The organism is Parvibaculum sp. (assembly GCF_046297875.1).
In the GTDB taxonomy this organism is placed as follows: Bacteria; Pseudomonadota; Alphaproteobacteria; order Parvibaculales; family Parvibaculaceae; genus Parvibaculum.
The window spans coordinates 75,634-98,617 of record NZ_JBKBHD010000002.1 but is presented as its reverse complement, the minus strand read 5'-3'; the positions used below and the strand labels follow the sequence as shown (position 1 = coordinate 98,617).

Sequence of the window (22,984 nt, the reverse complement as noted above, 5' to 3'; positions counted from 1 at the left end):
AGGCAGGGCACATGCTGAGCGATCTTCAGAAGGAAACGGCGAAAGCCATCGTCAATATTTTCGAAACGGGCTCAGCGCGCGGCGATTATGCGCGGGTCACGCTCCTCACAGGCGATAGCGGCCACCTGACCTATGGCCGTGCGCAGACGACCCTCGGCAGCGGCAATCTCTACCTGCTCATCAAGGCCTATTGCGATGCGCCGGGCGCGCTTTGTGCGCGGGCACTCAGGCACTATCTGCCGCGCCTTGCCGATATCGACCTCCGCCTCGATACCGACTGGACCTTTCGCAGCCTGCTGAAGGAGGCGGGCGGCGATCCTGTGATGCGGGAAACGCAGGACGCCTTTTTCGACCGGGTTTTCTGGACGCCCGCCGTTGCCGCGGCTACGCGCGCCGGTCTCTCCGAGCCGCTCTCCGTCGCCATCGTCTATGACAGCGTTGTGCATGGCTCATGGGTCGCCATGCGCGACCGCACCATCGCCAGGATGGGCGACGCCGCGCGCGCAGGCGAGCGAAAATGGGCGGCCGCCTATCTCAATATGCGGCGCGACTGGCTTGCCAATCACTCGAACACGCTGCTGCGGAAAACCGTCTATCGCATGGACACGCTGAAGGCGCTCGTCGCGGCGGGTAACTGGAAGCTCGACCTGCCGATGGTAGTGCGTGGCGTCAGGGTCGATGCCGATGTGCTGGGCATACGGCCGCCGGTGATGGCTTCAGCCATCGATGCGGCAACGCGAAATCTCCGCCTCACCAATCCGCCAATGACCGGAAACGACGTCCGCGCGCTGGAGGCGGCGCTGGCGAAAGAAGGCTATGCGATCAATCAGGATGGCGTCTTCGATGCCGGGCTGGAAACGGCCCTCAAATCCTTCCAGCGCGACTATGGCCTTGTGGATGACGGTATCGCCGGCCCGGCAACAAGGCTGATGCTGGGAATTTGACGCCGATTCCGGGAAAAAATCGGCAGAGCCGCGACGATTTAGCGGTTTGGCCGGGTGGGGCCCCCGGGCTATATCTCGAAACGCTGGCCTGTCCCGGCCGAAAGAGGAACGGAACCGACATGACGCGCAAGCAGCGCCGCGCCACATTCATCGCCGTCAGCCTTGGCATTCTCGGCCTTGCCGTGGGCCTGATGCTCTTTGCGATGCGCGACAACATCGTTTTCTTCTATAGCCCCAGCGATGTCGTGGAACGCGGCGTTGAGCCCGGCCAGCGCATCCGGCTTGGCGGACTTGTCGAGCAGGGATCGCTGGAAGATCTCGGCGATGCGAGGCTGCGCTTCAACGTCACGGATTTTGTGGAGACCGTCACCGTCACCTATCGCGGCGTGCTGCCCGATCTCTTCCGCGAAGGGCAGGGCGTCGTCACCGAAGGCTCGTTCGGCGAGGATGGCAACTTCACCGCCACCAATGTGCTGGCGAAGCACGATGAATATTACATGCCACCCGAAGTTGCCGATGCGCTGAAGCGCTCCGGCCAGTGGCAGGGCGAGGGCGCCGAAGCGCCCCATTCCGAAACCTACGGTCAGGGCGCCTATCCATGATCGTCGAGCTTGGCCATTTTGCGCTGATCCTCGCGCTTGCCGTCTCGATTGTGCAGACGATCGTGCCGGCCATCGGCGCGCATCGCCGCGATGCGCAGCTCATGCGGGTCGGTGAGCCGGCTGCGATCCTGCAGCTCGCGCTGATCGCCTTTTCCTTCGGCGCGCTCACCTGGGCCTTCGTCGTCTCCGACTTCTCCGTGAAGCTCGTCTATGACCACTCGCATTCCATGAAGCCGATGATTTTCAAGATCAGTGGCGTCTGGGGCAACCACGAAGGCTCGATGCTGCTCTGGGTGCTGATCCTCGCGCTGTTTGGCGCGATGGTCGCCTTCTTCGGCAAGAACTTGCCGGACACGCTGCGCGCGCGCGTCCTCGCCGTGCAGGCATCGATCGCGCTTGCTTTCATTCTCTTCGTCGTCTTCACCTCGAACCCCTTTGCCCGCCTCGATCCGGCGCCCTTCGAAGGCACGGGTCTCAATCCGCTCCTGCAGGACCGCGCGCTCGCCTTCCATCCGCCCTGGCTCTATGCGGGCTATGTCGGCTTCTCGATGACCTTCTCATTTGCGGTCGCGGCCCTTATCGAAGGCCGCGTCGATGCGAGCTGGGCTCGATGGGTCCGGCCCTGGACGCTGATGGCCTGGCTCTCGCTCACCATCGGCATAGCGATGGGTTCATGGTGGGCTTACTACACGCTCGGCTGGGGCGGTTTCTGGTTCTGGGACCCGGTAGAAAATGCGTCGCTCATGCCGTGGATCGCGGGCACGGCGCTGCTGCATTCGGCCATCGTCGCCGAAAAGCGCGGCGCGCTGAAAAGCTGGACGATATTGCTGGCAATCCTCGCCTTCTCGCTGTCGTTGCTCGGCACCTTCCTCGTGCGCTCTGGTGTGCTGACCTCGGTTCATGCCTTCGCCGTCGACCCCGCGCGCGGCAGCGTCATTCTCGGCATTCTGATCTTCTTCGTTGGCGGCTCGCTCGCGCTTTATGCCTGGCGCGCGCCGCTGCTGAAGACCGGCGGCATTTTCGCGCCGGTCAGCCGCGAAGGCGCGCTGCTGGTAAACAATATGCTGCTTGCGGCGGCAACGGCGTCGGTCTTCATCGGTACGCTCTATCCGTTGTTCCTCGACGCGCTGACCGGCGCGAAGATTACAGTGGGGCCGCCCTTCTTCAACTACACATTTGCGCCGATCTTCGTGCTGCTGTTTCTCCTTGTGCCGTTCGGCCCGTTGCTTGGCTGGAAACGTGCCGATATTGCAGCCGCCGCGGAGCGTCTTTACATCGCGGCAGGCCTTGCCTTCGTCACTTTGCTTGCCTCCTTCGCTTTCTTTTACGACGGGCCGTTCCTCGCGCCTTTCGGCATGGCGCTTGCCGTGTGGCTCGTTGCAGGCGCGCTGTCGGAAATCGCGCTCCGTATCAAGCTGTTCTCGACATCACTTGGCGAAAGCATGGGCCGCGCGCGCCGTCTGCCGCGCGCCGCCTGGGGCACGGCGCTTGCGCATGGCGGCCTCGGCATCTGCCTTGCCGGCATCATTGGCGTTACGGCGTGGAGCGAGGAACTCATCACCTCGGTCGCGCCGGGCGAGAGCGCGGAGATCGGCGGCTACACGCTGACGCTTGAAGGTGTCGCACTCCGCGACGGGCCTAACTTCGATGCGATGGTCGGCGTCGTGCGCGTCGCGCGCGATAGCCGCGATCTGGGCGTGCTCACGCCGGAGAAGCGCCGCTTTTCCGCCGAGCGTCAGGAAAAGACGGAACCGGCCATTCGCACCAACGGCATTTCCGATCTCTATGTCGTGCTTGGCGAGCAGGCCGGCGACGGCAAATGGGTGCTGCGCGCCTATCACAACAATCTGGCGCCGCTGATCTGGATCGGCGGTTGCATTATGGCCATGGGCGGCGTCTTTTCGCTGATGGACCGAAGGCTTCGCGTCGGCGCGCCAACCGGTGCGCGCCAGCGGCTCGTGCCCGCGGCGGCGGAGTAGGGAAATGCGCAGCCTCATTGCCGCGCTTTGCCTTCTCTTCGCGATGTCCGCGCCGTCCCTCGCGCTTGTCGATCCGTCGGAACGGCTGGATGACCCGGTGCAGGAGCAGCGCGCGCGCGCCATCTCGAAGAACCTGCGCTGCATGGTCTGCCAGAACCAGTCGATCGACGATTCCGACGCCGAACTCGCAGGCGATCTTCGCCGCGTCGTGCGCGAGCGCATCGAGGCTGGCGACACGGACGCTGAAATCTATGACTTCGTGGTGGCGCGTTACGGTGATTTCGTTCTGATGACGCCGCGCTTCGGCCCGGCGACCCTTCTGCTCTGGCTTGGTCCCCTGCTGGTGCTCGTGCTCGGCGGCGGCATCGTCATTGCGGTGATGCGCCGCCAGAAAGATCGCCAGGCCGAACCGAGGCTGAGCCCGGTGGAGGCGGCGAAGCTCGCTGCCCTGCTCGAAAAGGACGAGAATCCGCGCGATTGACGCCGGTTTACCGTCACGATTTTGCCTTACACCGATGTAATATTCCGGACATGATTTGGAAAGGATCGGGACATGATGCTGGTCCCCAACCATGCCGCCATCCATGCCCCGCCGGGGCAGGCAGGCCGGAACAACGTGACGGGAGTTTGAGAGATGCGGAACGGTCGAAACGGTACCATGCGCCGCCCGGCGCTGACGCTCGTATTGGCGGGCGTCGTCGCGCTTGGCCTTGGTTCGGCCAACGTGGTGGCGAATACGGAGCCGCTCGACACACGCTCTGCGGCGCCTTCCGCCAATGCACTTGAACGCCTGCCGAGCTTTGCCGATCTGGTGGAGAAGGTGAGCCCTGCCGTGGTCTCAATCCGCGTCAACGAGGAAGTGGCCGCACAGGCCGGCGTGCCCGAACTGCCCTTCCCGCCAGGCAGCCCCTTCGAACGCTTCTTCCGCGACATGCAACCGCAAGGCCGTGACGGCGCACCGCGCCGCCGCCAGACGACATCGCTCGGCTCTGGCTTCCTGATTTCCGAAGATGGCTACATCGTCACCAACAATCATGTTGTCGGCGAAGGCAAGGACATCACCGCCGTGCGCGACGACGGCACGGAAATGACAGCGAAGCTCATCGGCCGCGATCCGAAGACCGATCTTGCGCTGGTGAAAGTCGAGTCCAAAACGCCGCTGCCCTATGTGGCCTTCGGCAATTCCGACAATGTGCGCGTCGGCGACTGGGTGCTGGCGGTCGGCAATCCTTTCGGTCTTGGCGGCACGGTCACGACGGGTATCGTTTCCGCGCGCGGCCGTGAAATCGGCGCCGGGCCCTATGACGATTTCATTCAGATCGACGCCTCGATCAACCGCGGCAATTCCGGCGGCCCGACCTTCGACGTGCATGGCAATGTCGTCGGCGTGAACACCGCCATCTATTCGCCGACTGGCGGCAGCGTCGGTATCGGCTTCGCCATTCCCTCCTCGATCGCCCAGCGCGTGATCGCGCAGCTCAAGGATGACGGCAAGGTGACGCGCGGCTGGCTCGGCGTGACGATCCAGCAGGTGGACGACGATCTCGCCACATCGCTCGGTCTCGACAAGGCCCGCGGGGCACTTGTTGCGCAGGTGGCGAACGAAAGCCCGGCCGAGAATGCAGGCATCCGGACCGGCGATGTGATCGTGAACATCAACGGCAAGGAAATGGAAGATGTCCGCGCGGTGAGCCGCACGGTCGCCGATCTGCAGCCCGACACGCGGGCCGAGATCGTGGTCTGGCGGGATGAGCGCCGCCGCTCCATCCGCGCCCGCATCGGCACCTTCCCGGAAAATCTCGACATGGCCGCCGCCGGCCCCGCCGAAACGGCACCGGCGGCGGGCACGACCGAAAGCCTCGGTCTCTCGCTTGCCAATTCGCCCGACGGCGTCGTGGTGCAGAAGGTGGACCCGGCGAGCGACGCCGCCGAAAAGGGCATCCGCCCCGGTGACGTGATCGTCAAGGTGTCGGGCAAGGACGTGAAATCGCCGGCGGATGTTGTCGCCGGTGTCGAAGAAGCGACGAAGGCAAAGAAGAGCTCGGTGCTCTTGCTCCTTCGCAGCAACGACCAGCAGCGCTTTGTGGCGCTGACGATCGAGAAGTCGTAACGGACGGACGCCGTCGGGGGACGGGTGTCCGCGCGGAACGCGCGGTCCTCGCCTTTCCGAAGGAGGGATCGCAAAGGCGCGCCGCCGATGCTCATCCCCCGCGGCATCGGCGGCGTCGTCTGCCGCCCAAGGTCAGGACCTGGTGAAGCAATGCGCATTCTTGTAATTGAGGACGATCTGGAAGCCGCCGCCTATGCGGTGAAGGGTCTGCGCGAAAGCGGCCATATCGTCGATCACGCGGCAGATGGCGAGGAGGGACTCTTGCTCGCGCTGTCCAGTTCCTTCGATGTACTGATCGTCGACCGCATGTTGCCGAAGCGCGACGGGCTTTCGGTTGTCGAAACGCTGCGTGAGGAGGGCGTGCGCACACCCGTTCTCTTCCTCTCCGCACTTGGCGAGGTGGACGACCGCATCAAGGGCCTCAAGGCAGGCGGCGACGATTATCTGACCAAGCCCTATGCCTTTGCCGAACTGCTGGCCCGTATCGAGGTGCTGGTGAGGCGCGCCAACCCGGACCAGGTGCGCACAAGGCTTCAGGTGGGCGACCTCGAGATCGACCTGCTGGCCCGCAAGGTCATCAGGGAGGGGCAGGAAATCGACCTCCAGCCCCGCGAATTCCGCCTTCTTGAATATCTCATGAAACATGCCGGCCAGGTCGTCACCCGGACCATGCTGCTCGAAAATGTCTGGGAATATCATTTCGATCCGCAAACGAACGTGATCGACGTCCATATTTCGCGGCTCCGGGCCAAGATCGACAAGAATTTCGAGCAGCCGCTCTTGCACACCGTGCGGGGTGCGGGATACTCGCTACGTGCCGCTGATTAAACTCCTCAAGACCTCGACCTTCCGGCTCGCGGTCATTTACCTCGCCCTGTTCGCCGCCTCGGCGATCACGCTGCTGGCCTATGTCTACTGGAATACGGCCGGCTTTCTCGCCCGCCAGACCGACGAGGCGGTGGAGGCGGAGATCGGCGGCCTTGCCGAACAATACCGTCAGGGCGGCTTGCCGCTTCTCGTTCACACCGTCATCCAGCGTTCGCGCGATCCGGGCCAGAGCCTCTATCTCGTGCTCGACCCGGCGGGGCGCGTACTGGCCGGTACGCTCGATGCGCGGCCGCAGGTGGAGGCCGGCCCCGATGGCTGGTTCGATTTCAGCTACAACCGCAAGACGCTGGACGGGACTGAGATCAAGGCCGCCCGCGCCCGCGCCTTCTATCTGCAGGAGGGCTTCTACCTGCTGGTCGGCCGCGACGTGCAGGAACGGCGCGAAATCGAAAGCCTCATCACCAACGCACTGATTTGGGCCATTGGCCTGACCGTCGCGCTCGGCCTTGCCGGTGGGCTTTTCATGAGCCGCAACATGCTGGCGCGCGTCGACGAGATCAACCGCTCGAGCCTAGACATCATGGGCGGCGATCTTTCGCAGCGCCTGCCGATCGCAGGCACGGGCGACGAGCTCGACCAGCTTGGCCAGAACCTGAATGCGATGCTCGAGCAGATCGAGGCGCTGATGAGCGGCATGCGGCAAGTGACGGACAATATCGCACATGACCTGAGAAGTCCGCTCAACCGCCTGCGCAACCGTCTCGAAGTGACGTTGATGCAGGACGCATCCAAAGAGGACTACAAGCATGCACTTGAGAAAACGATTGCCGAAGCCGACTACCTCCTCGGCACTTTCAACGCACTGCTGATGATCGCGCGGGCGGAAGCCGGTTCGCTGCGCGATGCCATGTCATGGGTCGATCTCAGCGCCACGGTGCAGGACGTTGCCGAACTCTATGAGCCGCTGGCGGAAGAAAATGGCCTCGAACTGAAGGTTGAAGCCGAAGAAGGATTGATGATCTGGGGGAACCGCGAATTGCTGTCGCAAGCCGTGGCAAACCTCCTCGACAACGCGATCAAGCATGGCCTGCCGCAGGATGCCGCCAACGAACGCGAGATCGAGGTTTCGGCCAAACCGGATGCAACGCGAGCCGGGCGCGGCGTCGTGCTGTCAGTTGCGGACAGGGGGCCCGGCATTCCGCCGGGCGAGCGGCAGCACGTACTGGAACGGTTCGTCCGGCTGGAGGCGAGCCGCAACACGCCCGGCTCCGGCCTTGGCCTGAGCCTTGTCGCTGCAGTCGCGCGGTTACATGGCGGTGTGGTCGAACTCGCGGACAATGAACCAGGTCTTCGCGTGTCGCTGTCGCTACCTGTTGCCGGGCGTTGAATTGCACGGGAATCTGCTAGGCTGCGCGCCGTTTCTTGGTTTGAGGCGCTTGTGCCGGGCGGGAAAGAGATGACGACACTTCGAGAATACGGATCGAAAGCGCCTGCACCCCACGACAGGGCGCGCGTCGCCCGTGAGATGGAAGATCTTGAAGCGGCGGTGAAGGCGAAAGGCGATCCGGCGCTGGCCTCGCTCGCCGCTGATGCAGGTGCCCGGCATCTGATCTGTTCCATTTTCGGCAATTCGCCTTTTCTCGGCCGCATCATCCGCCTCCATCCCGACTGGCTGCCGCGTCTTCTAAACCGCGCACCGGAAGAAGCGATGAGCGATCTTCTTGCGCGTGCCGCTGCGGCCCGCAATCTTGAGAAACAGGCAGATGTCATGGCGGCGCTTCGCCACGCCAAGGCGGAAGCCGCGCTTCTGGTGGCAATGGCGGATATTACCGGCGCCTGGCCGCTGGAGAAGGTGACGGGCGCCCTCACCGGTTTCGCAGATATGGCTGTCGACAGTTCCGTGGTCTGGCTGCTGCGCAATGCCGCCACGCGAGGACAAATTCTCCGCGCGCCGGAAGAAGTCTCGCCCGAAGGCTCCGGCCTCGTTCTGCTTGGCATGGGCAAATACGGCTCCCGCGAACTGAATTACTCAAGCGACATCGATATGGTCGTCTTTTACGAGCCCGGCCAGCTGCCTTTGAAAGACGGGCTCGACGACGGCGAGTTTTTCGTTCGCGTGACGAAAGATCTCGTGAAGATGCTGCAGGAGAGAACTGCGGAAGGCTATGTCTTCCGCACCGATCTGCGCCTTCGCCCCGATCCCGGAGGCACACCTGTTGCCGTGTCGCTTCCTGCCGCCGAGAGCTACTACGAAAGCCGCGGCCAGAACTGGGAACGCGCGGCCTTCATCAAGGCGCGCCCGGTGGCGGGCGACATGGCGGCGGGCGAACGCCTGCTGAAAACGCTGACGCCCTATATCTGGCGGAAGAATCTCGACTTTGCGGCTATCGACGATATTCATTCAATGAAGCGCCAGATCCATGCGGCAGGCGGCCATGGCGTCGTCGCCGTTGCCGGCCATAACATCAAGCTTGGCCGTGGCGGCATCCGCGAGATCGAGTTCTTCGTGCAGACGCAGCAATTGATCGCGGGCGGCCGCGACCACGATCTTCGCGGCAAACAGACCTGCCCGATGCTAGATGAACTGGCCGCGAAGCAGTGGATAGCGCCGGAGACCGCCGAAGAGATGAAGGAAGCCTATCGCTTCCTGCGGACGCTCGAACACCGGCTGCAGATGATCGATGACGAGCAGACCCATTCCTTGCCCGCCTCCGACGCCGACCTCGACCATGTCGCCTGCTTCATGGGCTTCGCGGGGCGTGCGGATTTTGCCGAGGCGCTGACACGGCGGCTCGAATGCGTTCGCGATCACTATGCCAAACTCTTCGAATCCGCGCCGCCGCTTGGCGAGGAGGGCGGCAGCCTCGTTTTCACAGGAACGGAGGACGACCCAGAAACGCTTGAAACATTGCGCAGCCTCGGTTTTACGCGTCCATCCGAAATGTCGGAGGCCATTCGCGGCTGGCATACAGGCCGGTTTCCCGCGACGCGCGCCACGCGCTCTCGCGAGCTGCTGACAAGCCTCATGCCCGCACTTCTGCGTTCGCTTTCGCGCACGGCGAACCCGGATACGGCATTCGATCGCTTCGACAAGTTCCTCACCGGCTTGCCGGCGGGCGTGCAGCTATTCTCGATGCTGTATTCCAATCCGCATCTGCTGGACCTGCTGGCCGGTATTTGCGGCACGGCACCGCGCCTTGCGACCTATTTGAGCCAGAACCCACGCGTGCTGGAGGCGGTCGTCGACCCTGATTTCTTCAAGGTGCTGCCGGGCCGAGAGGAGTTGAATCGCAGCCTGAAGGATGCGCTTGTCCATGCGGAGGACTATCAGGACATACTCGATTTCGCGCGTGTCTGGGCACGCGAATATCGCTTCCGCCTCGGTGTGCGTGTGTTGTCGGGCAGCGCCGATGCGGAAGAGGCGGGCCCCGCCTATGCCGCGCTTGCCTCAGAACTGGTAGCGGCGCTGGCGCCAGCCGCCGAAGACAAGGTTGCAGAAAAACATGGCCATATCGAAGACGGGCGCTTCTGCGTTGTCGCCATGGGGAAACTCGGCAGCGAGGAAATGGGCGCAAGCTCCGACCTCGATCTCATCGTCATCTACGATGCACCCGATGCAGAGGTGCAATCGAATGGGGAGCGTCCGCTATATGCCTCGCAATACTATGCGCGTGTTTGCCAGCAGCTTATCAATGCGCTGACGGCGCCGACAGCAGAAGGCAAGCTCTACGAAGTCGATATGCGGCTCCGCCCGTCAGGCAATGCGGGGCCTATCGCGACGGCTTTCGGCAGTTTCGTTGCCTATCAGGAAGCGGAAGCCTGGACCTGGGAACACATGGCGCTGACGCGCGCCCGGGTGATCTCGGGCCCTGAGGAACTTCGAGGACGCATCGAGAAGGCGATTGCCGACACGATCCTGAGAAAGCGGGACAAGGCGAAGATCGCGACAGATGTATCGGAGATGCGCGTACGGTTAGCGAAGGAACGCCAGAGCCAGAACCCTTGGGAGCTGAAGCATGTCCGCGGCGGTCTCGTCGATATTGAGTTCATTTGCCAGTATCTGCAGCTCGTCCATGCGCATGAGCACCCCGCCATCCGCAACACGCATACGCGCACTGCGCTCGCCCGCATTGCCGAGGAAAGGCTGCTGCCAGACGAGATCGCGGAAATGCTCGTGCATGCCATTTCGCTCAATCACAATCTGACGCAGGTCATCCGCGTCTGTGTCGAAGGCGTGTTCAATCCGGCAGAGGCACCCATCGGACTGAAGTTCCGCCTCGCCCGGGCAGGCGATGCGCCGGATTTTGCGATGCTCGAAGCCGATCTTCTGGAAAGCCAGCGCCGGGTGCGTGACGCTTTCGAGACGATCGTGACGTCCGCTGCTGGCTGAATATTTGCACCGCTTCCATGCCGGCCGGGACGCCGCGCATTAACTCTGTTCGGGGATGCGCGGTGAAATCGCGACAATTCCCGGCAATTCGTGGTTAACGCGCGCGTCGTCTCGGCAGCGATGCGTGTTTGCCCGGCGCGAAACGTGTCAATTCGATACGCTTCGGATGGGACAAAACCTGGGCGCGTCCCAGGCCGGGTAGTGTGTGGGGTTAGGACGCATGGAGCGTCACGACGCAATCGTGATCGGAGCCGGGCTCAACGGGCTCGTCGCCGCTGCCTATCTGGCGCGCGCCGGGCTCGATGTGCTTGTGCTCGACCGGGCTTCCGCACCTGGCGGCATCCTCATGCCGCATGAAATAGCGCCGGGTTTCCGTCTGCCGCGCTATACGCTGGGCAGCGGCGGTCTGCCGCCGCGCATCGCAACCGATCTCGATCTTGCCCGGTTTGGCCTCCGCTTCATCCGTGCCGATGGCGGCGTCACCTGTTTTGCCGATGGACGTCATGTCGCAAATTACCGCGACGGTCTAGTTCACCGCCGCGAACTCGCGCGCCATTCGCGCCGGGATGCCGATACCTGGACGCGCTATCGGCGCGACATGCTGCGCGCCGCGCGCGGCCTTGCGCCGCTTCTTGCGCGGCCCGCCTCGGGGCCCGCAAGAGGATTGTTGTCAGGACTGCGCGCGCGTCTCGCACTGGCCGACAGGCTCGCAGAACTTCCGGCATCCGGCATGGCAGACATGCTGCGGCTGTGGACATTGCCTGCGTCCGAATTTCTCGACCGGTATTTCGAGTCAGGTCACGTGAAGGCGCATCTTGCCGCCGCCGCGCTTGCCGGCAGTACGCTCGGGCCCTCGTCGCCAATGAGTGCAGCGCGGCTCGCGCTGGCATGGCTCTCCGAGCCCGGCGATGCAATGGGCGGCGCGCCCGACACGCTGATGCCGCATGGCGGCGCGGCAGCGCTTGTGGCGGCGCTCATGGACGCCATTCGCGCCAAAGGCGGCACGATCCGCCTGGAAGCGGAAGTGACCGACATTCTCATCAAGGACCGGAAGGTGCGCGGCGTCGAACTCGCCAATGGCGAGGCAATCAACGCGGATGTGGTGCTGTCGGGCCTCGATGTGAAGCGGAGCTTCCTCAGCCTTTTCCGCTGGAAGGACCTGCCGGACGGACTTGTCGAACGGATCGGCCGCATCCGCATGAAAGGCGTCGCCGCCAAGGTCAATATTGCGCTCGACTCAATGCCGGATTTTCCCGGTCTGCCGGAAGGCTGCCCGTCGCTCGGTGGCGGATTGCGCCTTGCCAATACGATCCCGGCAATGGACCGCGCCTTCGCCGATTGGCGCGAGCGGATGCCGCCGCGCGATCCGGTGTTCGACATGCTGATCCCCTCGATCGCCGATCCGTCGCTCGCACCTCCGGGCAAGCATGTCCTCTCTGCGCTCGTACAGTTCGTGCCGGAGGAACTGCACGACGGACCTTGGACGGAAGAGCGTCGCGATGCGCTGCGCGATCTCGTGACGGCGCGTCTTGCTTCCGTGAGCCCCGGCATCGAAACGCGCATCCTTGCCTGCGAAGTGCTGCTGCCTGGCGATATCGAAAACGAGATCGGGCTCACGGGCGGCGACCTGGCCTATGGCGAAACGACGCTCGACCAGCTTTTCTCGAACCGGCCATTCCCCGGTCAGGGCGGAGCCGCGACGCCGCTGCGAAATTTCTATCTCTGTTCTCCCAGCGCGCATCCAGGCCCGTTCGTCATGGGCGCTCCGGGCGCGAATGCCGCGGCGGAAGTTCTCGCCACCCGCAAGGGGAGGGCCTGAGCCATGCGCCGCCGCGGCAACACCTATGACGCCATCGTGATCGGCGCGGGCCATAACGGACTCGTTGCCGCCGCGCGCCTTTCCCGCGCCGGCCGTCAGGTGCTCGTCCTCGAAGCGGCGGAGGCGATAGGCGGTGCGGCGGCGACGTCTGAAATCGTGCCGGGCTATGTCGGCCCTGCCGTCGCGCATCTCGTCGACAGCTTTCCCAGGTACATCGAACGCGGCCTGAAACTCGGAAAGCACGGTCTGCGCTATGCCGCACGCGACATTCCGACCGTCGTTCTGAACCCGGATGGCGAACACCTGACGCTGCCGCGCAACCGCAAGGAATTCGCTCGCTTTGCGAAAGCCCTGCCGCGCGATGCAGAAGCCTATCGGGACCGCGTTGCGCTGGTGCGGTCGCAGGCATCGCTTATCGAGCCGCTGCTCGGCGAATTGCCGCCCGATATGCGTGACGTAGATGCGCTCCGCCGCTTCTGCCGGCGTCTCGTATGGCGCACGGCCTTTTCCGGGCAGGCGGCGCTGCAAAGCCTGATGCAGACGCTGCCTGAAAGCATTGGCGACCGGCTCGATGCCGAGTTCGAATCGCCGCTTCTCAAGGGCGCGCTTGCATTCGAAGCCACGCTTGGCGGAGCCGAGGGGCCCTATGCGCCGGGTACTTCGTTCCGGGCCGTCTGGCGCGAAGCAATGCGCATGCAGGGGCAGGGGGTTCGCCAGCTTGAAGGCGGCACCGGCGCATTGTGCGATGCGCTTGCTTCCATCATCAATACGCAAGGCGGCGAGATACGCCTCAACACGCCCGTCGAGCGGATTGTCGTCGAAGGCAGTGTGGCAGCCGGCGTCGAACTGGCCGACGGCATGGTCATGCGTGCGCCGCTGGTGCTCTCGGCAATCAATCCGCGCGCGACATTGATCGGATTGCTCGGCGCCGAAAAGCTCGAAACGCAGCAGGCGATGGAACTCTGCCATGCGCCGCGCCCCGGCAACGCGGCAAAGCTCAATCTCGCCCTTGAACGCGCGCCCGTCTTTCCGCGGCTCGCCGCCGAGTTTTATGGTGCGCGCCTGCTCGTCGTGCCGTCTGTCGAAGCGATGGACGATGCGGCGACTGCCTGCCGCGAGGGACGATTTGCCTGCGAACCAGCCCTCGAAATCCACGTGCCGAGCATTGCCGACCGTACCCTTGCGCCGGAGGGCCAGCATATTCTTTCCGTGATCGTGCATAATGTGCCCTATGAAGCCGAAGGCGGCTGGACCATGCAGCGCGAAATCTTCGTGCAGAAGATCGTGCGGGCCATCGCCGTCTTTGCGCCGGGCATCGAGGACGCGATGATTGCGGGTGAAATTCTGACGCCACCGGATATCGAACGGAAATACGGCCTCGCCGGCGGCGCCTGGCATCAGGGCGATCTGCGCCTCGACCGGCTGTTCGGCTTCCGTCCCACGCCCGCCTTCGGCCGCTATGAAACGCCGGTTGCGGGGCTCTATCTGTGCGGCGCTGGCAGCCATCCGGGTGGCGGCGTGACAGGCTTGCCGGGCTGGCTTGCCGTCGAGGCGGCGATGCAGCAGGGGGAGGGCCGCCAATGACCCCCGACACCTTGCCCAAGCCCAATGAAGAACAAGCGGAGATGCCTCGCGAAGTGGCCGATCCCGCCGATGAACGTGCACCTGTCGACCCGGCCCTTTTCGAAGAAGTGCCGGAAGAGCCGCCTTACATGCGCGCCGTGGCGACGACGCCTCTTCACCTTGAAACGGCGGCGGAAAGCCGCACCAACCGCTGGACCGGCTGGAACGGCTATACCGTGCCGGAGGTGCTGAGCGATCTCGCCGATGAATATCGCGCCCTGCGCGGTGCGGCGGTGCTGATGGATCTGTCGCCACTGGTGAAATATCGCATCGCCGGACGCGATGCGCTTGCCTGTCTCGAACGTCTTCTTGCGGTTCGGGTTGCCCCGCTCGCCATCGACCGTTCGCGCCACGTGATCTTCTGCGATGGCGGCGGGTTCGTTCTCGGCGACGGCCTTTTGTTCCGCCTTGCGGAGGACGAATATCGTCTGGTGGCGGAAGAAGCCCATTTCGCCTGGCTGACCGATAGCGCGGAAGGTTTCCGCGTCCGCATCGAGGATGTCAGTGCCACGCTGGCTGTGCTTGCGCTTCAGGGGCCGTATTCCTGCTTCATGTTCTCCGGGCTTGGCATTGAAGACATGGCAGCTCTTGCGCCCGGCGCCGCACGCTGGATCGCGATTGGCGGTATGCCGGTCTATGCGAGCCGCACCGGCGCGACGGGTGATCTCGGCTATGAGCTGTGGTGCGACGCGGAAGATGCACCCCATGTCTGGCGCGAGGTGATGACGAAGGCTGCGCCCTTCGGCCTGAAGCCGGCAGGCTTTGCACTGAGGGAACTCGCCCGGCTCGAAGCGGGTCATCCGCGCGCCGGCCATGACTATCTGTCGGCTTTCGCCGCCATCGACCCGCGGGATGCACTGCAGCCCGCGTCCGTCTGGCCGGGCTTCGTCCTAGATCCCTCGAAAGGCCTGTTCAACGGGGGCGCCGCGCTTCGCGCTGCCGGTGGCATTGTGCCTGCGCGCCGCGTCGTCCGCCTCGCGGTGGAAGGGCTGGAACCGGTGCGGTTTGCTGCCATCTCGCTTGGCGGCCGGGTGGTGGGAACCGCCACCAGTACCGGCTTTTCCCCGGCTCTCGGGGCGAATATCGCGCTGGCGACCATCGAAACCGCCGTTGCCGGTGCGGGCGGCCTGTCCGTTGCGGCGGAACGCAAGGAAGGGATTTCGGTCTCGGAATTCCGCCTTCCGGCCCGGCTTCTCAGGGAACCGGCCTTTTCCCATCCGCGCCGCTTCACGGTGCCTGCGCCCTCACGCGGCTGATTTCTCCTTCACCAGCGACGGAATGGCGCCTCCCGCGCGTTTCTACAAATAAGGATGGCGGCATTGCCCGTCTGCGCTTGCCTGATGCGGCGGCGTTTCCTTGTTCAGCCTCCGGGGGGCGGAAACTGGAAAAAGGACGATCGAAATGAAAAAGCTGAAATATGGCCTGCTCGGAACGGCTGCCGCCCTTGCTATGGCGATGACGATTCCGGCCCTTTCCCATGCTGGCCCCGGCAAGTATGGCCACGGCGCGCATCTGTTCGGCATGGCCGATGCGGACAAGGGCGGCGACGTCACGAAGGAAGAATTCCGCGCTGCCGCCGAAGCCCGCTTTGCCACGATGGACAAGGATGGCGATGGCTATGTCACCAAGGAAGAAATGGCGGCTGCCCGTGCCGAAATGCGCACGAGGTACGAAGCGCGACGCGGCGATCCCGCTGAACGCTTCGCCGCGATGGATGCCGATGGCGATGGCAAGGTGACGCTCGACGAAATGAAGCAGGCGGCCGAGAAGCGCATGGCCGAACGTGGCAGGGAAGGCGGTCTTTCCGATCGCTCTGCAGAGCGCATGGCGGCCCTTTTCGAAAAGGCCGATGCAAACAGCGATGGCGCATTGACGCTTGAGGAAATGCAGGCCGCGAAGAAGCATCACGGCAAGACCGATGCGAAGCGCGACGGCAAGAAGGATGGCAAGCGAGGCGATCACTTCTCGCGCCTCGATGCCGATGGCGATGGCAGGATCTCGAAAGCCGAGTTCCTCGCCAGTGCCGACCGGATGTTCGAGCGGCTCGATCGCAACAGCGATGGCAAGATCGAACGTGGCGAAGGCCGTATGAGCCGCTGAAGCAGCAGGGATGAATCTCCGGCCGAACCCCGCTAGGCTTCGGCTGGACACACCCGAACGGGTAATGGGCACCGGCATCGGCCGGGGCCCATTACCTGCATTGGCCGGGACCGGCATGGGAGGAAGTGCGCGCGTGCAGGATGCGCCGGACGACGAACTGGTTGCAGCGGTCGCCACGGGGGACGGTCAGGCCTGCGGCGTGCTGATGCAGCGTCACCTCGGGCGTATCGTCGCGCTTGCCCGCCGCATGATGGGCAATCAGGCGGATGCCGAGGAGGTGGCGCAGGAGGTTTTCCTGCGGGTCTGGACCCATGCCGGGAAGTGGGAGCCGGGCAGGGCGCAGTTCGGCACATGGCTTTATCGCGTTGCCGCCAATCTCTGTCTCGATCGGTTGCGCCGAACGCGGAGCACCGTCGACATCGATGACTACTTGCCCAATCTCGTGAGTGGCGATCCACGGCCTGACGAGCGGCTGGAGGCGGACGAACTTGCAGCGCGTGTTGAGGCAGCCCTCCAGCAATTGCCGGAGCGGCAGCGTGCCGCTATTGCACTTTCGCACTATCAGGGTCTGAGCAACACCGAGACGGCGGAAATTCTGGATATTAGCGTGGAGGCGGTGGAGTCGCTGCTGTCGCGCGGGCGCCGGCAGTTGCGGACGCTGTTGGCGACGGAAAAGGACGAGTTGTTGCGTTCAAGGCAAACAAGCGCCTGAGCGCGCTTCGAATGGAACTGAAGGCGATGGACAGGGAAATCACACTGGAGAGGTTTACGGCGATTGTCGATGCCTATGGGGCATCGCCTGCGCGCTGGCCGTCGGGAGAGCGCAGGGCCGCCGAGGCGCTGCTTGCCGTCTCCGCCGACGCGCGTGCGCTTCTCGCCGAGGCCCGCGCACTTGATGGCATGTTGGCGGCGGCCCCGGTGGAAGCGCCCTCCGGTGCGCTTGTCGAGCGTCTGATGGCGTCGCGCCCGCGCCCCGCCACTGCAAAGGTTTCGTCGCCGAAGCAGCAGGGTTTCTTCCGTGAGCTGATTTCTGCGATCTGGCCCTACGGATCGCCCGCGCTGCCGACCGGCGCTCTCGCGGCTTCGATCATGCTCGGCATTGCGCTGGGCTCTGTATCCGAAATCGCCGTTCTGGACGGCAATCAGATAGCGGCGGCCTCCGATGAGGCGGAAGCCGGCGACCGGCTGATCGCGCTCGCGCTTGCCGACATCACCTGGCCCGAGGAGTGGATGCAATGAGCGACATGTCCCCAACGCCTGCCGGAAAGCCCCTGCGCCGCTGGCTCGGCCCCGCGCTTCTGATATCGCTGGCGCTTAACCTGTTCCTGGTTGCGCTTATTTCGGTTCCCTTCTTCAAGGGGCCCCGCGACGGCGGATTTGGCCCGATACCGCGCGGCCACGGGCCTGCCCTGATGCAGGGGGCGTTCAGGGAACTGCCGGAAGAGGACCGGCAGGAAATTCGCCGCGCCATGCGCGAGAAGTTCCGCGAGATTCGGCCACATTTCAAGGAAATGCACGAAGCGCGTGATGCGCTTGCCGGCGCGCTCGCGGCCGAGCCCTATGACGAGGCGGCGGTTCGCGCTGCTTTTGACGGCATGTCGTCCGCGATGATGGCGATGAGCGATATGGGCCGCGATGCGATGCTGGAAACTTTTGCCAAGCTGACACCCGAACAGCGCAAGCGCGTGGCCGACGCGATGCGAAAGGATCGCGACCGGATGATGCGCTGGCGCAGGGATGGCCGGGAAACCGGGCCGGACGATATGCCGCCGCCGATGGAGTGACCGGCACCTGACCCTGTATAGTCTCCCGGCGCGATTCCTGGGAGATGAAGCGGAATGACCTGGTATCACCCCGGCATGTACGATGCGGCAAAGCCCGCCGGCAGCATCTGGGAGGAAACGGCGCCGCCGCTTCCGGCCGGGACCGATCTCGGGCCTTGTGGCGACGAGACCTGCGAGGTCGCCATCATCGGTGGCGGCTATACCGGCCTCTCCTGCGCCTTCCATCTTGCAAGTGAATTTTCAACGGATGTCCGCCTGCTTGAAGCGGGAACGCTTGGCTGGGGCGCATCCGGCCGCAATGGCGGCTTCTGTACCCTGCCGCCATCCTCCCTTCCACTGCAATCGCTACTCGCGCGGTTCGGCGAGGCCGAAGCGAAGCGCTTCATTTTCTCGCAGCTTGAAGCCATCTCCTTCGTGCGCTCATTCGCAGCTAAGCAGGGCTTCGCCATCGAACCGCAAGGCGAAGGCGAACTTCATGTCGCCCATGCGCCGTCGCGCTATGCGGGGCTTGCGGAAGAATCGCGGATACTGAAAGAGAAATTCGGCATATCGGCAAAGCTTCTGCCGCGCGAGGAAGTGACGGAACGATTCTACGACTCGCGCGAGCAATTCGGCGCGCTGCTGATGCCGACAGGTTTCGGCCTCCATCCGCTCCGCCTGGCACGAGGGCTGGCCGCCGCGGCAGCCCGTGCAGGCGCAAAACTGCATGGAGCCTCGCCGGTCATACGCTGGGAACGGAAAGGGGCGGACCATCTTCTGGTGACGCCTTCGGGCACGATCCGCGCGCGACGGGTCGTCGTTGCAACCAACGGCTTCACCCGCTCGCCCATGCCACCCGCGCTTGCGGACCGCATCATCCCGGTCATGTCGAACATCTTGGTGACGCGCCCGCTCACCGATGACGAGATTGCGACGCAGAACTGGCAGACCGAATCGCCTTGTGCCAATACGCGCAGTCTTCTTTTCTACTACCGGATGCTGCCGGACCGTCGTTTCCTCTTCGGCGCGCGCGGCGATACCACAGGCAAGCCGGAAGACGGCGCGCGCATGCGCCGTTACATGGAGCGGCGCCTTGGCGAGGTCTTTCCCGGCTGGGCGCAGGTGGAAATCACGCATTCATGGCGGGGCTTTGTCTGCATGAGCCTTGGCGGAACGCCATCCATCGGCAGCCTGCCGGACGAGCCGTCCGTCTATTTCGCGCTCGGCTATCACGGAAACGGCGTCGCAGCGGCCCCTTGGTCCGGGCGCATGCTAGCGCAAGTCATTGGCGACAAAGAGGATTTTTCGGCCATTCCAGCGGCGATGCGAGGGGTTCCCGCTTCCATACCGTTTCCGGCATTGCGTGGCTGGTATCTTCGTGCGGCCCTCGGCTACTATCGCCTCATGGACCTATAGGGCGCGACAGCAGTTTCGAACGCGGGCGGGGGTGTCCCCGCCGGTGTGGATTGCGCGTACTAGACATGCAGGAAATCATGAGCGATCGGGAAAGACAGGGACCGAAGGGCTGGGCCACGCTTGGCGAGTTCAACGCCTTCCTCGCCGAGAATGGCGAAATCGACTATCTCGACGCTGTGTTCGTCGACATGTGCGGCACTGTCCGCGGCAAGCGCTTTCCCTCCGAAGAGGCCGACAAGGTTTTCACCTCCGGCGTGCAGATGCCGCAATCGATCTATTTTTTCGATGTGACCGGCGTCAACGAAGACGTGCTCGGCATGGGCTTCTCCGACGGCGACCCGGACCGGCAGTCGCGGCCTGTTGCCGGTTCCATCGTTCCCGTTCCCTGGGCCTCGATGAAGCAGGCGCAGGTTCTTATGACCATGCTCGACAATGACGGCGCGCCGCATATGCTTGAGCCGCGAAATATTCTTGCCAATGTCGCGAACAAGCTGTCCGGGATCGGACTGCGTGCAACCGTTGCCTGCGAGTTCGAGTTCTACCTGCTCGACAAGGAGCTGGACCGGAAGGGCAGGCCCCAGCCTCCCATCAATCCGGCGACCGGCGCGCGCGAGACAGCGCATGAGGTCTATGGCATTACCGAGCTCGATGGCTTCATGTCGCTGCTGAAGGAAATAGACGAAGCGGCGGCGGGGCAGGGCGTGCCTGCATCGGGAGCAACGGCGGAATTCGCCCCCGGCCAGTACGAAATCAACCTCAAGCATGAGGATGATGTCGTGATTGCAGGCGATCACGCGATCATGCTGCGGCACCTGATCGGCGCCGTGGCCCGCAAGCACAACTTTCTCGCGAGTTTCATGGCCAAACCCTTCGTCAACCAGACGGGCAACGGCATGCATGTCCATTGCTCGGTGCTGGACGAGAAGGGCAACAACATCTTCGACGATGGAACAGACGAAGGTTCGGCCCGGCTGCGCCACGCGATCGGCGGTTTGCAGACGACGCTGCCGGACGCCATGGCGATATTCGCGCCGAACATCAATTCATACCGCCGCTTCGGGCCCAATCTTTTCGTGCCGGTGAACGGAAGTTGGGGATACAATAACCGATCCGTCGCGTTCCGCGTGCCGAATGGTTCGCCGGATTCGCGCCGTATCGAGCATCGCGTTACGGGCGCGGATGCCAATCCCTATCTGGTGCTCGCCGCGATCCTGGCCGGTATTCACCACGGCATCGTGAACGAGATCGACCCGGGCGAGCCGGCGGAAGGCAATGCCTGCGAGAACATGGACGAGAGCATCCCCTTCTACCTGCCAAGCGCGCTGAAGCGGTTCCGGAATTCAGAAGTGATGCGGGAATATCTCGGCCATCTCTATGTCGACGTCTATGCCGAAACCAAGATGCTCGAATTCGACAAGTTCCAGCGCGCCATCTCGCCGCTGGAATATGACTGGTATCTTTAGGCTGCCGCCACAGGCAGCGTGAAACTCACCGTCGTGCCGACACCCTCGGTGCTCTCGATGGTGAGTGTACCGCCATGAAGTTCCACGAGCGAACGGGAGAGGGCGAGGCCGAGGCCCGTGCCCTTGTGCGACTTCGAGTGCTGGCTTTCCACCTGTTCGAAGGGCCGGCCGATCTTCGGCAAGGCGCTTGCCGGGATGCCGATGCCGGTATCCTCGACGGCGATGGTGACGATGCCATCCTTCGTCGCACCCTTGAGATAGATCGATCCGCCGGCCGGCGTGAACTTCACCGCGTTTGACAGGAGGTTGAGCAGCACCTGCTTCACGGCGCGCTTGTCGGCATTCACGGCCGGAAGCGCAGGCAGCAGGTTCTCGACCTTCACGCTTGCAAGTTCGGCGCGGCCGGAAACGAGGCGGAGCGACTCGTCCACGACCTCGGCCACGTCGAGTTCCTGCGTTTCGAGCGTCATGCGGCCCGCCTCGATCTTCGACATGTCGAGAATGTCGTTGATGAGTTCAAGCAGATGCGTCCCGCTCGCATGAATATCGGAAGCATATTCCTTGTATTTCGGCGAACCGAGTTCGCCGAAGAGGCCCGAGCCCATGATTTCCGAGAAGCCGATAATTGCGTTGAGCGGCGTGCGAAGCTCATGGCTCATATTGGCGAGGAACTCCGATTTGGATCGGTTCGCCGCTTCGGCGCGCGTCTTTTCGGAAGCGTATTTCTCGGCGAGATCGACGAGCTGACGCGCCTGTTCCTGCAGCTTCCGCCGCGATGCCTCGAGGTCGCGCACCGTCTTTTCGAGCGCGAGCTTGTTGTCGGTCAGCGCCGCTTCCTGTTCCTTGATGCCGGTGATGTCGGTGCCGACATTCACATGACCGCCATTCTTCGTCCGCCGTTCGCTGATCTGCAGCCAGCGCCCGCCGGGCAGGCGGATTTCGGTGACGGCCTGATCGCCTCCGCTTTCGCTCGCGACCGGCCAGGCTTCGCCGATGCCGGCCCGCGCCATCAGCGCACCGCGCGATGTGCCTGCCTCGGGTTCCTGAATATTGAGGAATTCGCTGAACTTGCTGTTCGCCGTGACGAGGCGCCCCTCCGCATCCCAGAGCACGAATGCCTCGCCGACGCTTTCGATGGCGTCGCGCAGCCGCTCATTCGCTTCCGACACACGCTCTTCGGCGAGCTTCTGTTCGGTAATGTCGATGGTGATGCCGACAAGCCGGTCGCCCGCCTGCAGCGCCGATGCACCGCTGCGCCGGAACCCGGCCGAGCGGCCGCCGCTCCAGACCTGGCCCTTGGCATGCATCCAGACCCAGCTTCCATCTGCATGGCGCAGACGGAACGTGGTGTCGTAGGAGCGGGAAGGCCGGTTGACGGCATTGGCAATCTCGTCGATCGCGTCCGCGTCGTCGGGATGGGCGAGCACCTTGATCTCGGCAGACGACAACCGCTTCGACGGCTGCTTCAGCCCCACCATGTCGAACATGGCGGATGACCAGTAAATCCGGTTTTCGCTGATATCCCAGTCCCAGATGCCGCAACGTGCGCCGGCAAAGGCCATGTCGAACCGGTGCTGGTTCTCGACAAGGGCCGCTTCCGCATCGAGCTTCGACTCGCGCAGCCGCACCAGCATATAGGCGATGATGATATAGCCGCCCGAAAGCAGCGACGAGAAGGCGAGCGCCCGCGAGAATCCGTCCTGCGAGAAGAGCGCGACATTCAGCGCGCCGAGCGCAACCGCGGAAAGGCCAAGGGCAAGGCGCGGCAGAAGTCCGGCAGGCAGTGCGCGCCGCTTCGGCGCCGCGGCTTCCTGCCACCTGGCTGCGTCCTCGCGTGTCGTCGTCGCATCGCTCATGCGCTCGTCCGTCCGCTCCGGGCTATGGCCCCGTTTGTTACTCACCTGCGGCGCCGTCTCGTACCCTACCATGCGCCACACCCGAATAGAT

General features: G+C 63.8%; 18 protein-coding genes. 17 read left to right on the top strand and 1 reads right to left on the bottom strand.

Going from position 1 to position 22,984, the window contains the following annotated elements; genetic code table 11:
• Nucleotides 1–11 precede the first annotated feature (11 nt).
• The 17 genes from ACK4FH_RS15030 (at nt 12) to ACK4FH_RS14950 (ending at nt 21,037) form a co-directional block, all read left to right on the top strand.
• On the top strand, nt 12–944 hold the full coding sequence (locus ACK4FH_RS15030; RefSeq protein WP_409815538.1) for a chitosanase: 933 nt from the start codon (nt 12–14) through the stop codon (nt 942–944).
• 119 nt (nt 945–1,063) lie between these two features.
• A complete protein-coding gene (gene ccmE, locus ACK4FH_RS15025) occupies nt 1,064–1,546 on the top strand; it encodes a cytochrome c maturation protein CcmE (RefSeq protein ID WP_409815535.1) in 483 nt (160 codons plus the stop codon).
• On the top strand, nt 1,543–3,525 hold the full coding sequence (locus ACK4FH_RS15020) for a heme lyase CcmF/NrfE family subunit (protein WP_409815534.1): 1,983 nt from the start codon (nt 1,543–1,545) through the stop codon (nt 3,523–3,525). The genes ccmE and ACK4FH_RS15020 overlap by 4 nt, the downstream gene beginning before the upstream one ends.
• Before the next feature lie 4 nt (nt 3,526–3,529).
• Nucleotides 3,530–4,006: a cytochrome c-type biogenesis protein CcmH gene (locus tag ACK4FH_RS15015; RefSeq protein ID WP_409815531.1), complete on the top strand. Its 477-nt coding sequence runs from the start codon at nt 3,530–3,532 to the stop codon at nt 4,004–4,006.
• A gap of 177 nt (nt 4,007–4,183) precedes the next feature.
• Nucleotides 4,184–5,635 (top strand): DegQ family serine endoprotease, encoded by a 1,452-nt coding sequence (locus ACK4FH_RS15010; RefSeq protein WP_409815633.1) that lies wholly within the window; start codon nt 4,184–4,186, stop codon nt 5,633–5,635.
• A 150-nt stretch (nt 5,636–5,785) separates the two neighbouring features.
• On the top strand, nt 5,786–6,463 hold the full coding sequence (locus tag ACK4FH_RS15005; RefSeq protein ID WP_409815528.1) for a winged helix-turn-helix domain-containing protein: 678 nt from the start codon (nt 5,786–5,788) through the stop codon (nt 6,461–6,463).
• Nucleotides 6,450–7,850, top strand: a complete 1,401-nt coding sequence (locus ACK4FH_RS15000; RefSeq protein WP_409815525.1) for a sensor histidine kinase — start codon at nt 6,450–6,452, stop codon at nt 7,848–7,850. The genes ACK4FH_RS15005 and ACK4FH_RS15000 overlap by 14 nt, the downstream gene beginning before the upstream one ends.
• A 69-nt stretch (nt 7,851–7,919) precedes the next feature.
• Nucleotides 7,920–10,853, top strand: a complete 2,934-nt coding sequence (locus ACK4FH_RS14995; protein WP_409815522.1) for a bifunctional [glutamine synthetase] adenylyltransferase/[glutamine synthetase]-adenylyl-L-tyrosine phosphorylase — start codon at nt 7,920–7,922, stop codon at nt 10,851–10,853.
• Between the two features lie 220 nt (nt 10,854–11,073).
• Nucleotides 11,074–12,672, top strand: coding sequence for a phytoene desaturase family protein (locus ACK4FH_RS14990; protein WP_409815519.1), 1,599 nt, complete (start codon nt 11,074–11,076; stop codon nt 12,670–12,672).
• 3 nt (nt 12,673–12,675) lie between these two features.
• Nucleotides 12,676–14,256 carry a phytoene desaturase family protein gene (locus ACK4FH_RS14985; RefSeq protein WP_409815516.1) on the top strand — a complete coding sequence of 527 codons (1,581 nt, stop codon included), beginning with the start codon at nt 12,676–12,678 and terminating at the stop codon, nt 14,254–14,256.
• Entirely contained in the window at nt 14,253–15,551 is a 1,299-nt protein-coding gene (locus ACK4FH_RS14980; protein ID WP_409815514.1) for an aminomethyltransferase family protein, read from the top strand. Before ACK4FH_RS14985 ends, ACK4FH_RS14980 begins: the two co-directional genes overlap by 4 nt.
• Before the next feature lie 145 nt (nt 15,552–15,696).
• Nucleotides 15,697–16,395 (top strand): EF-hand domain-containing protein, encoded by a 699-nt coding sequence (locus ACK4FH_RS14975; protein WP_409815511.1) that lies wholly within the window; start codon nt 15,697–15,699, stop codon nt 16,393–16,395.
• A gap of 115 nt (nt 16,396–16,510) precedes the next feature.
• Nucleotides 16,511–17,107, top strand: coding sequence for an RNA polymerase sigma factor (locus tag ACK4FH_RS14970; RefSeq protein WP_409815509.1), 597 nt, complete (start codon nt 16,511–16,513; stop codon nt 17,105–17,107).
• 11 nt (nt 17,108–17,118) lie between these two features.
• Nucleotides 17,119–17,634 (top strand): hypothetical protein, encoded by a 516-nt coding sequence (locus tag ACK4FH_RS14965; RefSeq protein WP_409815507.1) that lies wholly within the window; start codon nt 17,119–17,121, stop codon nt 17,632–17,634.
• Entirely contained in the window at nt 17,631–18,179 is a 549-nt protein-coding gene (locus tag ACK4FH_RS14960) for a periplasmic heavy metal sensor (RefSeq protein ID WP_409815504.1), read from the top strand. The genes ACK4FH_RS14965 and ACK4FH_RS14960 overlap by 4 nt, the downstream gene beginning before the upstream one ends.
• 54 nt (nt 18,180–18,233) lie before the next feature.
• Entirely contained in the window at nt 18,234–19,574 is a 1,341-nt protein-coding gene (locus ACK4FH_RS14955; RefSeq protein ID WP_409815502.1) for an NAD(P)/FAD-dependent oxidoreductase, read from the top strand.
• 77 nt (nt 19,575–19,651) lie between these two features.
• Entirely contained in the window at nt 19,652–21,037 is a 1,386-nt protein-coding gene (locus ACK4FH_RS14950; protein WP_409815499.1) for a glutamine synthetase family protein, read from the top strand.
• On the opposite strand, the gene ACK4FH_RS14945 is transcribed toward ACK4FH_RS14950, so the two are convergent.
• The gene (locus tag ACK4FH_RS14945) at nt 21,034–22,938 is read right to left on the bottom strand and encodes a PAS domain-containing sensor histidine kinase (protein ID WP_409815496.1); all 1,905 of its coding nucleotides are present in this window, start codon (nt 22,936–22,938) and stop codon (nt 21,034–21,036) included. The genes ACK4FH_RS14950 and ACK4FH_RS14945 overlap by 4 nt on opposite strands.
• Nucleotides 22,939–22,984 lie beyond the last annotated feature (46 nt).